At 70.6% G+C, this 10,869-nt stretch carries 10 protein-coding genes, 1 rRNA gene and 1 pseudogene; 7 read left to right on the top strand and 5 right to left on the bottom strand.

Annotation, left to right across the window (positions count from 1 at the left end; all coding sequences use genetic code 11):
* Positions 1-211: 211 nt before the first annotated feature.
* From rrf to ACWGIH_RS16380, 3 genes and pseudogenes are all read left to right on the top strand, one after another.
* A 5S ribosomal RNA gene (rrf, locus tag ACWGIH_RS16390) occupies positions 212-328 on the top strand.
* A gap of 279 nt (positions 329-607) precedes the next feature.
* Positions 608-1,495: pseudogene (locus tag ACWGIH_RS16385) on the top strand (hypothetical protein); the annotation flags it as partial.
* Positions 1,496-1,765: 270 nt separating this feature from the next.
* The gene (locus ACWGIH_RS16380; RefSeq protein WP_453451882.1) at positions 1,766-2,584 is read left to right on the top strand and encodes a hypothetical protein; all 819 of its coding nucleotides are present in this window, start codon (positions 1,766-1,768) and stop codon (positions 2,582-2,584) included.
* A gap of 87 nt (positions 2,585-2,671) precedes the next feature.
* Here the strand turns inward: ACWGIH_RS16380 and ACWGIH_RS16375 are convergent, their stop codons facing one another.
* Positions 2,672-3,949 (bottom strand): DUF1015 domain-containing protein, encoded by a 1,278-nt coding sequence (locus ACWGIH_RS16375; RefSeq protein WP_453451878.1) that lies wholly within the window; start codon positions 3,947-3,949, stop codon positions 2,672-2,674.
* 72 nt (positions 3,950-4,021) lie between these two features.
* Between ACWGIH_RS16375 and ACWGIH_RS16370 the strand changes: the two genes are divergently transcribed.
* Positions 4,022-5,050, top strand: a complete 1,029-nt coding sequence (locus ACWGIH_RS16370; RefSeq protein ID WP_453451877.1) for an HAD hydrolase-like protein — start codon at positions 4,022-4,024, stop codon at positions 5,048-5,050.
* A gap of 132 nt (positions 5,051-5,182) precedes the next feature.
* Here ACWGIH_RS16370 and ACWGIH_RS16365 read toward each other — a convergent pair whose 3' ends face one another.
* From ACWGIH_RS16365 to ACWGIH_RS16355, 3 genes are read right to left on the bottom strand one after another with little or no spacing between them, the layout of a single operon-like run.
* Entirely contained in the window at positions 5,183-6,016 is an 834-nt protein-coding gene (locus tag ACWGIH_RS16365) for a siderophore-interacting protein (RefSeq protein ID WP_453451876.1), read from the bottom strand.
* Complete coding sequence (locus ACWGIH_RS16360) at positions 6,016-7,047, bottom strand: ABC transporter substrate-binding protein (protein WP_453451875.1); 1,032 nt, start codon at positions 7,045-7,047, stop codon at positions 6,016-6,018. Before ACWGIH_RS16360 ends, ACWGIH_RS16365 begins: the two co-directional genes overlap by 1 nt.
* Entirely contained in the window at positions 7,047-7,463 is a 417-nt protein-coding gene (locus ACWGIH_RS16355; protein WP_453451874.1) for a hypothetical protein, read from the bottom strand. Before ACWGIH_RS16355 ends, ACWGIH_RS16360 begins: the two co-directional genes overlap by 1 nt.
* A gap of 53 nt (positions 7,464-7,516) precedes the next feature.
* Here ACWGIH_RS16355 and ACWGIH_RS16350 point away from each other — a divergent pair, with 53 nt between their 5' ends.
* From ACWGIH_RS16350 to ACWGIH_RS16340, 3 genes are all read left to right on the top strand, one after another.
* On the top strand, positions 7,517-8,560 hold the full coding sequence (locus ACWGIH_RS16350) for a FecCD family ABC transporter permease (RefSeq protein ID WP_365820708.1): 1,044 nt from the start codon (positions 7,517-7,519) through the stop codon (positions 8,558-8,560).
* Complete coding sequence (locus ACWGIH_RS16345) at positions 8,557-9,585, top strand: FecCD family ABC transporter permease (RefSeq protein WP_453451873.1); 1,029 nt, start codon at positions 8,557-8,559, stop codon at positions 9,583-9,585. The genes ACWGIH_RS16350 and ACWGIH_RS16345 overlap by 4 nt, the downstream gene beginning before the upstream one ends.
* Positions 9,586-9,656: 71 nt before the next feature.
* Entirely contained in the window at positions 9,657-10,508 is an 852-nt protein-coding gene (locus tag ACWGIH_RS16340) for an ABC transporter ATP-binding protein (RefSeq protein WP_453451872.1), read from the top strand.
* Here the strand turns inward: ACWGIH_RS16340 and ACWGIH_RS16335 are convergent.
* Positions 10,492-10,839: an alkyl sulfatase C-terminal domain-containing protein gene (locus tag ACWGIH_RS16335; protein ID WP_453451871.1), complete on the bottom strand. Its 348-nt coding sequence runs from the start codon at positions 10,837-10,839 to the stop codon at positions 10,492-10,494. The two genes, ACWGIH_RS16340 and ACWGIH_RS16335, sit on opposite strands and share 17 nt — an antisense overlap.
* Positions 10,840-10,869 lie beyond the last annotated feature (30 nt).

The following is a 10,869-nucleotide window of genomic DNA, read 5'->3' as shown; positions in this document are numbered from 1 at the left end:
GTTGATAGGCCAGATCTGGAAGCCCGGTAACGGGTGGAGGTGACTGGTACTAATAGGCCGAGGGCTTGTCCTCAGTTGCTCGCGTCCACTGTGTTAGTTCTGAAACAACGAACAGTTGTGTCGGCTGAACGGCTACACCACTTAATTGAAGAGTGTGCTTGTTCGCTGCCCTGTTTGGGATCCCGCTTTGCGGCGGGATATTTCATAGGGTTTCGGTGGTCATAGCGTGAGGGAAACGCCCGGTTACATTCCGAACCCGGAAGCTAAGCCTCAAAGCGCCGATGGTACTGCAGGGGGGACCCTGTGGGAGAGTAGGACGCCGCCGAACAATTTTTGGAGGACCCTTGGTCCCAGCGTCCACGCTGGGACCAAGGGTCCTTTTTGTTTTTGTCGAAGCGCGCCGGCTACCCGGCTGCGCGAGAATGACTGCGGTACCGAAGACTAGGAGTCACCGATGTCCACCAACTCTCCCGACGAGCGACCGGAGCGCGGGCAGCGCAGCCGGGACGGTGGCGACCGGGGCGGATACCGTGGCGGCGCACCGCGTCGCGACGGCGACCGCAGCGGTGGCGGGCGTCCTCCGTTCCGCCGCGACGACCGCCCCACCTCCGGCGGTCCCCGCCGTGACGACCGTGACCGGGGCGCCCCCCGTCGCGACGACCGCGGTGGCAGCGGCGACCGTGGTGGCTTCCGTCGTGACGACAACCGTGGCGGCAGCGGTGACCGTGGTGGTTTCCGACGCGACGACAATCGTGGCGGCGACAACCGTGGTGGCGGCGACCGTGGCGGTTTCCGCCGGGATGACCGGCGTGACGATCGCGGTGGTGACCGTGGTGGCTTCCGTCGCGATGACAACCGTGGCGGCGGCGGTGGCGGCTTCCGCGGGCGTGACGACCGTGACGGTGGCGGGCGCCCTCCGTTCCGCCGTGATGACCGTTCGACCTCTGGCGGCCCGCGTCGCGATGACCGCCGTGACGGCGACCGTCCCGCGTTCCGTCGTGACGACCGCTCCACCTCCGGCGCCCCGCGCCGCGACGACCGCCGTGACGGCGATCGTCCCCCCTTCCGACGCGATGACCGCTCGACCTCTGGCGCCCCGCGCCGCGACGGTGACCGGCCCCCCTTCCGCCGTGACGACCGTCGTGATGACAACCGTGGTGGCGGCGACCGTGGTGGCTTCCGTCGCGATGACAACCGCGGCGGTGGCGATCGCGGTGGGTTCCGTCGTGACGGTGACCGTCCCGCGTTCCGGCGCGATGAGCGTCGTGATGACAACCGTGGTGGCGGCGACCGTGGCGGTTTCCGCCGGGATGACCGGCGTGACGATCGCGGTGGTGACCGTGGCGGTTTCCGTCGTGACGATCGCCGTGATGACCGCCGCGACGACCGGCCCCGCGGTGGCGACCGTCCCGCTTTCCAGCGCGACGACCGTCGTGACGACAACCGTGGTGGCGGCGATCGCGGTGGGTTCCGCCGTGACGAGCGTCGCGACGACCGTGGTGGCAGCGGCGATCGCGGTGGCTTCCGGCGCGACGACCGCGGCAGTGACCGTGGTGGCGATCGCGGGGGTGACCGTGGTGGTTTCCGTCGCGATGACAACCGTGGCGGCGGCGGTGGCGGCTTCCGCGGGCGCGATGACCGTGGACCGCGGCGCGACGACCGTGGTGGGCGGCCCGGTGGGTTCCGTGGGCGCGACGACCGGCGTGACGGCGACCGTGGTGGATACCGCGGCCGTGACGAGCGTGACCGCGAGCCGATCAAGCGGCTGCCGATCCCCGAGGAAGTCACGGGGCACGAGATCGACAAGGACGTGCAGCAGGAGCTGCAGAGCCTTCCCAAGGGCCTCGCCGAGGACGTCGCCAGGAACCTGGTGATGGTCGCGAACCTCATCGACGAGGACCCCGAGCAGGCCTACGAGTACTCGCGCGTCGCGCTGCGGCTCGCCTCGCGTGTCGCCGCCGTACGCGAGGCGGCGGGCTTCGCGGCGTACGCGACCCAGAAGTACAGCGAGGCGCTCGGTGAGTTCCGTGCTGCCAAGCGGATGACCGGCAGTGTCGAGCTCTGGCCCGTCATGGCGGACTGCGAGCGCGGCATGGGCCGGCCCGAGAAGGCGCTGGACATGGCCGGTGCGCCCGAGGTCCAGAAGCTGGACAAGCCGGGGCAGGTCGAGATGCGTCTCGTCGCCGCCGGTGCGCGGCGTGACCTGGGGCAGATCGATGCCGCCATCGTCACCCTGCAGGGCCCCGAGCTGGCGTCGAACTCCGTCCAGCCGTGGACGGCGCGACTGCGGTACGCGTACGCCGACGCGCTGCTCGCCGCGGGGCGTGAGGACGAGTCGCGCGAGTGGTTCGCGAAGGTCATCGAGTCCGACAAGGACGGCAGCACCGACGCGTCGGACCGTCTCGCCGAGCTGGACGGTGTCGAGTTCGTCGACGCGCTCCACGGCGACACGGACGCGCCGGTCCAGGAGCCCGCGGTCGTCGATGCCGTCTCCGTCGAGGAGGAGGACGAGGGCGTCGAAGAGTACTACGACGAGGACGACTTCGAGCTCGACGACGATGGTGACGAGGACCGCAAGGCCTGAGCACTGACCTGGTAGTACGACAACGGGCGGGATCCCCTCAGGGGTCCCGCCCGTTGTCGTATGTGTGTCCGTCTAAGTGCGCGCGCTTCAGAAGTCCAGGCTGCGCAGGACCAGGCCCGATGCAGGCTTGGGGCCGAAGGACGTGGACTTGCGGGGCATCGTGACCCCCTGGCGGGCCAGGTCGCGTACGACTTCTTCGCGGACCGGGTGCATCAGGACCGCCGTACCGCCGTCGCGTTCCGCCTTCTCCACGGTCGCCTCGGTGTCGTGGATGTACGCGATGTGCTCCGGGGCGTCCGGGATCCGCCAGATGTGATCGAGGAGCGTGGAGTGCAGGACCGTCGCGTCCAGGGTGCGCCAGGCCTCCGGGCGGTCGGCCGGGATCGTACGGGCGAGCAGCTCGGGGGACGGGCGGTCCACGAGGTGGAAGGCGCCGTCACCCACGAGGAGGAAGGCGTTGCCCTCGGCCGCCGCTTCGCCCAGGGCTTCGAGGGCACGTGGCAGGGGGCCTTCGACGGTGCGTGTGCGGAAGGAGTCCCCGAGAGCGGCGAGGGCGTCGGCGACCGGCAGCCTGTGCAGATAGCGGTGGATGGAGCGGACCCGGAGCGGGTAGCGCGCGGTGTCCACGAGGAGCACCAGGCCGTAGTCCCAGGCGCTGTCGGACGGGTGCTCGGAGCGCAGCCGGAGATTGGTCGCCCACCGGTGATGGCCGTCCGCGATCAGGGCCTGGTGATGAGAGAGATCTGACTGGATCTCGGCGAGGTCGGCGGGGTCGGTGACCGCCCACAGGCGGTGGCTGAAGCCGTCCTCCGTGGTCGTCGACAAGAGAGGCTTGTTCTTCACGGTGCGCTCGATGACGGCTGTGGCGCCGGTGGCGTCGCCGTTCGAGCGGTAGGTCAGGAGCAGCGGTTCCAGGTTGGCGCTCGTCGCGCGCATCAGGGCCGCGCGGTCTTCCACGACGTGCGGCATGACGCCTTCGTGGGGCAGGACGATGCCGTCGCTCGCCTCGGAGAGGCGGAGTGCGCCGATGACGCCGCGCTGCAGGATGCCGGCGTCGCGCTGCTCGTAGATGTAGAGGCTCGGCTCCGGGTCGGGCGCGAGGATGCCGTCGGAGAGCCAGGCGTGCAGGGTCTCGGCGGCCTGTTGGTTGCGGGCCGCCGGTGTGGTCGCCTGCGGGAGGATCAGCCGGACGATGTTGTGCGGGTCGGCGGACTCCAGGTGGAGCAGGCCGTCGGGCCGTACGACCACGTCGTACGGCGGGGACGTCACGGCGGCAAGGCTGCCGACCCGCTCGGGGTCGTAGCGCACGCCCCGGAACGGGATCAGGTCGAGGCCTTGGTCGTCGGTATGACCCGCTGTGTTCATTGCTGCATCGTATGTGTGTCAGTGGCATGAGCGATGATCGGGGGAGTGGGATCGATCGAGGAGCGATGCGTAATGAGCCAGACCGTCAGGACGCGGCCCGAAGGCAGCCGGAATGTGCTGAGCGAGGCGTATGACACGGCGCTGCTCGACCTGGACGGGGTGGTGTACGCGGGTGGCCACGCGATCGACCATGCCGTCGAGTCGCTCGGGACGGCCCGGTCAGGCGGCATGCATCTCGCGTACGTGACGAACAACGCGCTGCGCACGCCGGACGCGGTGGCCGAGCATCTGTCGGAGCTCGGCATCGCGACGGGGGCCGCGGACGTCATCACGTCCGCGCAGGCGGCGGCGCGGCTGGTGAGCGAGCAAGTGCCCGAAGGGGCGCGTGTGTTGGTGATCGGCGGGGAGGGGCTGCGGGTCGCGCTGCGGGAGCGTGGGCTCGAGCCGGTGGAGTCGGCGGACGACGGTCCTGTGGCGGTCGTGCAGGGGTACGGCGGCCCCGACATGGTGTGGGGGCGGTTCGCCGAGGCCTGTTACGCGATCGCGCGGGGTGTGCCGTGGTTCGCGTCCAACACGGACCTGACGATTCCCAGTGCGCGGGGGATCGCGCCCGGCAATGGCGCGGCGGTCGAGGTCGTACGCATCGCGACGGGTGCGGAGCCGCAGGTGGCGGGCAAGCCGTTGCCTCCGATGCACCGCGAGACGATCCTGCGGACGGGCGCCGAGCGGCCGTTGGTCGTGGGGGACCGGCTCGACACGGACATCGAGGGCGCGTTCAACGGCGAGGTGGACTCGCTGCTCGTCCTGACCGGGGTCACGGACGGCGCCCAGCTGCTCGCCGCGCCGCCCGAGCACCGGCCCACGTACGTGGACGCGGATCTGCGCGGCGTGCTGACCGGCCAGCCCGAAGTGACCCCGGAGGATGGCGGCTTCGGCTGCGGCGGATGGACGGCTTCGGCGCGGGGGCACGAGCTGGTGCTCGACGGCGAGGGCGAGGTCATGGACGGGCTGCGGGCGCTGTGCGCGGCGGCGTGGACGGAGGCGGGGGACGGCAAGTGCACGCTGGACGCGGGGAAGGCGTTGTCGCGGCTGGGGGTGTAGCCGCCCCCGGGAGCGTGCCGCTGCCCGATCCATGGCGGAGCCCCGGCCGGCGGGCGGACGGGGCTTCGGCAGGGCTTCGCGGCTTCGGGGCGGCTTCGGTCAGGGGCGGGCCAGGAGCGGGCCTGGGGGAGGTCAGGCCGTCTCGTTGCGGTCGATCAGCTCGTCCGTGGTGGTTCCCTTGCGCCAGTAACCGGAGAACGAGATCCGCTTGCGGTCGAAGCCGCGGTCGCCGACCAGGTGACGCCGGACCGTCTTGACGGTCGCGGACTCGCCCGTGACCCAGGCGTACGGAGTGCCCGAGGGCAGCTCGGCGGCGCGGATCGCGGAGGGCGTCGAGCCCTCCCCGGTGAGCCAGGTGATCTCGGCGTCGGCCTTCGTGGGCAGCTCCTGCTTGTCCGCCAGGTCGTGGACCTCGATCCAGACGCGGGTCGGCGTCCGGGGCGGGAGCGTCTCCAGGATGGCCGCGACCGCCGGGAGCGCCGACTCGTCGGCGGTCAGCAGGACCCAGTCGGTGTCCTGCGGCGGCCTGAAGTCGTAGGCGCCGTTCTCCTCCTCGACCGGGGCGAGCACGCCGATCCGCGCGCCGGGCCGAGCGGACCGCGCCCAGCTGGTGGCCGGTCCGTCGGAGGGCGAGGGGGTCGCGCCGTGGACCGCGAAGTCGACGATCAACTCGTCCGGATCGCGGCGCAGTTCACGCGTGGTGTACGTGCGCATGATGCCCCGCACGTCGGGGTCGAGGGCGCACCAGTCGGCGTACCAATTGGCCGCGTCGCCCTCCGTCGTGTCCGGCATGACGGGGGCGTCCTGACCCGGGTGCGGCAGGAACACCTTGATGCGCTGGTCGCGGCCCGCCGATGCCATCCGCGCCAGGTCGTCGCCGCCGAGGGCCACGCGGATCATGGAGGGGGTGACGTACTCGGTGCGCAGTACGTGGGTGTCGAAGAAGTGGTACGGGGATTCGGACATCAGGTGAGCCTCTTCGACTTCTCGATGGCGGCGGCGAGTTGTTCGAGCACGGGGGCGAAACCGGCGTAGCTGTAGCGCTCTTCCATCGACCAGGGCACGGTCTGTCCGGCCTTGACGGCGGGGAGCAGCTCCCAGGTGGGTTTCTTCGCGAGCTCCTTGGGCGGCAGGGCGCTCGACCGGTTGTCCATCATGATGAGATCCGCGTGGTATTTGTCGGCGTTCTCCCAGCTGAGGAACTCCCAGAAGCCCCATTCGTCGCTCTTCTTGCCCTCGACGAACTCGACGCCGAGATCCTTGAAGTAGTTCAGGTCGCAGTAGGAGTCCGGTACGGCGACATAGAACTGGTCGGCGTCGCCGGTCATCGCGAGGACCTTCAGGCCGCGGTTGGCCTTCGCCGCCTTGCGCAGTCGGCGCTCGGCCTTGTCGAAGCGGGCCTTGGCGGCGCGTACCTTCTCCGAACCGAGGTCTCCGCCGAGCGCCTCGGCGAGTTCGGTGTAGCGTTCGAGCGGCTCGAGGAGTGAGGCGCGGGCGCCGTTGATGCCGACCGTGGGCGCGAGCGCCTCGATCTTCTTGGTGCTGTCCGCGGGCACGAACCAGAGGGCGGGCGGCGGGAACATGTTGCTGACCAGGAGATCGGGCTCGAGCGCCGCGTACTTCTCGATGCTGAACTGGTTGAAGGACTCACCCAGGCTCGTCAGTTTGTCGACATCGAGCTCGCCTGCCTGGGGGTTGGGCTTGCCGTCCACCGGCTTGGAGGGGCCGAAGACCCCGGTGCAGGTGACGCCGTAGTCATGCAGGGCCGCGGCCGTGCTGATGTAGGCGACGATGTTCTTCGGGGCGTGGTCGAGCTCGGCGGTCTTGCCGCGGTCGTCCTTGAAGCTCCAGGACTTCGAGTCCGTGCTCTTCCCGGCCTTCTTCTCCTCGCTCCCGCAGGCGCTGAGCAGCGCGCCGAGGCCGAGGGCCCCGCCGGAGGCCAGCAGACCGCGGCGGGACATGCCTCTGGAGGCGAGGGGGCGGTGGGCGATGGGCATCAGGCTGCCGCCTTCTTCGACTTGTCGACGGCTGCCGCGAGCTGCTCGATGAGCGGGGCGTAGCCGGCGTGACTGAACTGGGCCTCGTTCGACGAGGAGATGACCTGGCCCGCCTTGACCGCGGGGAGTTTCGCCCAGGTGGGCCCGGACTTCTTGAGCTGGTCGGGCTGGAGATTGCCGGTCAGCGCGGCGGCCGCTCCGATGTGGGCGACGATCCTGCGCGGGCGTCCGGCGGGCTTCGCCGTCGGCACGCGGTGGTCCTCGAAGCTCCAGCCCGTGCCGCCGCCTGACGATTTTGCGTCGCCCTCGGGGCCGCCGCATGCTGTCAGGAGCCCGCCGATGCCGAGGGCGCCGCCGGCGCCGCCGAGCACACCACCCCGGTGCGGACCGGGAGGTATCGGGCGGCGGGCACGCATAGGGGGTGCCTCTCTCGTCGAAGTCAAGTGCGAGGGTAGGCTAACCTAACCTGGTGTTGGTCGACAGTCCCCCCGAAGCCAGCGCGGAGACCGCCCCCGCGCCACCCAACCGCCGCGCGATACGCAGCGCCGGGCTCCTCGTCTCGGTCTGTGTGCTGCTGCTCGTCGTCGTGGCGAGCATCGCGGTCGGTGCCAAACAGATGTCCCTGGACCAGGTCTGGCACGGGCTCTTCCAGGACACCGGGACGTACGGCGATGTCGTCGTCGGAGAGCGGCTCTCGCGGACGCTGCTCGGCGTGCTCGTCGGCGTGGCCCTCGGCCTCGCCGGAGCCGTACTGCAGGCGCTGACGCGCAACCCGCTGGCCGACCCGGGACTGCTCGGCATCAACCTCGGGGCATCGGCCGCCGTCGTCACCGCCATCAGCTTCTTCGGGGTCACCTCGCTGAGCGGCTACGTGTGGTTCGCCTTCGCCGGAGCGGCAGTCGTCGGCGCCGCCGTCTACGCGCTCGGCGGGACCCGCAACGCGACGCCCGTACGGCTCGCGCTCGCCGGTACCGCGCTGAGCGCCGCGCTCTACGGCTATCTGCAGGCCGTGATGATCACGGACAACGCCGCGCTCAACAAGATGCGCTTCTGGACGGTCGGTTCCCTGGCCTCGGCCAAGACCGAGACGATCCTCCAGGTCCTGCCCTTCCTCGTGATCGGCATCGTGCTGGCCCTGGGCCTCGCCCGGCCGCTCAACGCCATGGCCATGGGGGACGACACCGCCCGAGCGCTCGGCGCCCACCTGAACCGCACCCGCGCCCTGTCCATGGCCGCAGCGACCCTGCTCTGCGGGGCGGCGACCGCGGCCTGCGGGCCGATCATGTTCGTCGGCCTGATGGTGCCGCACGTCGTGCGTTCCTTCACCGGGCCCGACATGCGCTGGATCCTGCCGTACGCGGCGATCCTCTCGCCGGTCCTGCTGCTCGGCGCCGACGTCATCGGGCGTATCGTCGCGCGCCCCGCCGAGCTGCAGGTCGGCATCATCACCGCGTTGATCGGCGCCCCGGTCTTCATCTTTCTCGTACGACGGCGGAGGCTGGCCCAGCTGTGAAGGCGATACGCACCCGGGGCGGGCTCAGCTTCCGCCTCGACGTCCGCACGGCCGTGGTCGTCGCCGTGCTCATCCTGGCCGCGCTCGCCGCGAGCGTCGTCCTGATCGGCACCGGCGATTTCCCCATCCCCGCCGCCGACGTCATCCGCACCCTGCTCGGCAACGGGGACGCCGGCCAGGAGTTCATCATCAACGACCTGCGCCTGCCGCGGGTCCTCGTCGGCCTTCTCGTCGGGGCCGCGCTCGGGCTCGGCGGCGCGATCTTCCAGTCCATCTCCCGCAATCCGCTGGGCAGTCCGGACATCCTCGGCCTCGGGCAGGGGGCCACCGCGGGCGCGCTCATCATGATCGTCCTCTTCCAGGGCACCGCGGTGCAGGTCGCGGGCGGGGCGCTCGTGGGCGGTCTGGTGACCGGCTTCGCGATCTATGTGCTCGCCTGGAAGCGGGGCGTGCACGGCTTCCGGTTCGTGCTGGTCGGCATCGGCGTCTCCGCCTTCGTCACCGCGATCAACGGCTATCTGCTCACCAAGGCGGACATCGTCGACGCCGCCCGCGCCGTCGTCTGGATGACCGGCTCGCTCAACGGCCGCGACTGGGAGCAGGTCTGGCCGCTGCTCGTCCTGAGCGCCGTCCTCGTACCGCTCGTCATGACGTACGCGCGTCCGCTGCGGATGCTGGAGATGGGCGACGACGTCGGCTACGCGCTCGGCGTCCCCGTCGAGCGCACCCGCATCGTCCTGATGGCCTCGGCCGTGCTGCTCACCGCCGCGGCCACGGCCGCCGCGGGACCCGTCAGCTTCGTCGCGCTCACCGCGCCGCAGCTGGCCAGGCGGCTCACCCGCTCGCCGGGGCCGAACCTGATGCCCGCGATGTTCATGGGCGCCACCCTGCTGGTCGTCGCGGACTGGGCGTCGCAGCGGGCCTTCGGCGCCGACCAGCTGCCCGTCGGCGTGGTCACGGGTGTGCTCGGCGGCATCTACCTGCTGTGGCTCCTCGTCATCGAGCGCAAGGCGGGGCGGATATGAAGACGCGTACGGCCGTGACCACGAAGACCTCTGATACCTCTGAGAGCACCGACAGGCAGGAGCGTGCCGCAGTGAACCGGCTCATCGCGGACGACGTGACCCTTGGCTACGACCAGCGCGTCATCGCGGAGAAGTTGTCCGTCGAGATACCCGACAACTCCTTCACGGTGATCGTCGGCCCGAACGCCTGCGGCAAGTCCACGTTGCTGCGCGCCCTGTCGCGGATGCTCAAGCCCTCGGCGGGCCGCGTCCTGCTCGACGGCAACGTCATCCAGTCGATGCCCGCGAAGAAGGTGGCACGGACGCTCGGCCTGCTTCCGCAGTCGTCCATCGCGCCCGACGGCATCACCGTGGGCGACCTGGTGGCGCGCGGCCGCTACCCCCACCAGGGGCTCCTTCGCCAGTGGTCGGCGGAGGACGAGCGGATCGTGAACGAGTCGATGGCCTCGACCGGCGTCGCCGAACTGGCCGATCGCTATGTCGACGAGCTCTCGGGCGGCCAGCGCCAGCGCGTCTGGATCGCGATGGCGCTCGCCCAGCAGACCCCGCTGCTTCTCCTGGACGAGCCGACGACGTTCCTCGACATCCAGCACCAGATCGACGTCCTCGACCTGTGCGCCGACCTCCACGAGGAGCAGGGACGCACGCTCGTCGCCGTCCTGCACGACCTCAACCACGCGGCTCGGTACGCCACCCACCTCATCGCCCTGCGCGACGGCGAGGTCATCGCCGAGGGCGCGCCGGCCGATGTCGTCACCACGGAGCTGGTGCGGGACACCTTCGGGATGGACTGCCAGATCATCGACGACCCGGAGACCGGGACACCGCTCGTGGTGCCCGCGGCGCGCCGCGGCCGCAAGAAGCCCGTCGAGTCGGCGGACGCGGCCGGCACGGCGGGCGTGGGGGCTAAAGCAGCGACCTGAGGCGGAGCATGTCGCGCAGGCCCGCCTCCAGCTTGACCCGGCCGGAGGCCCAGGCCTTCGCGAAGTTCAGCTCGCCGTCGACCAACGCCACCAGATCGTCACCGGACAGGGCGAGGCGGATCTCGGCCTTCTCGCGAGGAGCTCCGGGAAAGGTGTCGAGCACCGTGATCCGGCCGTTCTCGAGACGGCCCGTGAAGGTCACGTCGAGATCGGTGATGCGGCAGCTGAGCGAGCGGTCGAGCGCGGCGGCGCCGCGCACGCCGTCGTCGGCGCCCGCCAGGTTGTCCGAGAGTGTGTCGAGCGCCGTGCGGCACTCTTCGATCGTCGCCATCGTGATCGACGGTACCGCAGCGCTTCGCGG

The organism is Streptomyces sp. NPDC054872 (genome assembly GCF_053610705.1).
Note: the sequence above shows the minus strand (reverse complement) of the source record. Positions and strands in the feature narration are given on the sequence as shown.

What these genes read in the sequence shown, in the direction of transcription:
- ACWGIH_RS16375 (WP_453451878.1), bottom strand. Translation starts at nt 3,949, where the DNA reads ATGAACACAGCGGGTCATACCGACGACCAAGGCCTCGACCTGATCCCG.
- ACWGIH_RS16370 (WP_453451877.1), top strand. Translation starts at nt 4,022, where the DNA reads ATGAGCCAGACCGTCAGGACGCGGCCCGAAGGCAGCCGGAATGTGCTG.
- ACWGIH_RS16365 (WP_453451876.1), bottom strand. Translation starts at nt 6,016, where the DNA reads ATGTCCGAATCCCCGTACCACTTCTTCGACACCCACGTACTGCGCACC.
- ACWGIH_RS16360 (WP_453451875.1), bottom strand. Translation starts at nt 7,047, where the DNA reads ATGCCCATCGCCCACCGCCCCCTCGCCTCCAGAGGCATGTCCCGCCGC.
- ACWGIH_RS16355 (WP_453451874.1), bottom strand. Translation starts at nt 7,463, where the DNA reads ATGCGTGCCCGCCGCCCGATACCTCCCGGTCCGCACCGGGGTGGTGTG.
- ACWGIH_RS16335 (WP_453451871.1), bottom strand. Translation starts at nt 10,839, where the DNA reads ATGGCGACGATCGAAGAGTGCCGCACGGCGCTCGACACACTCTCGGAC.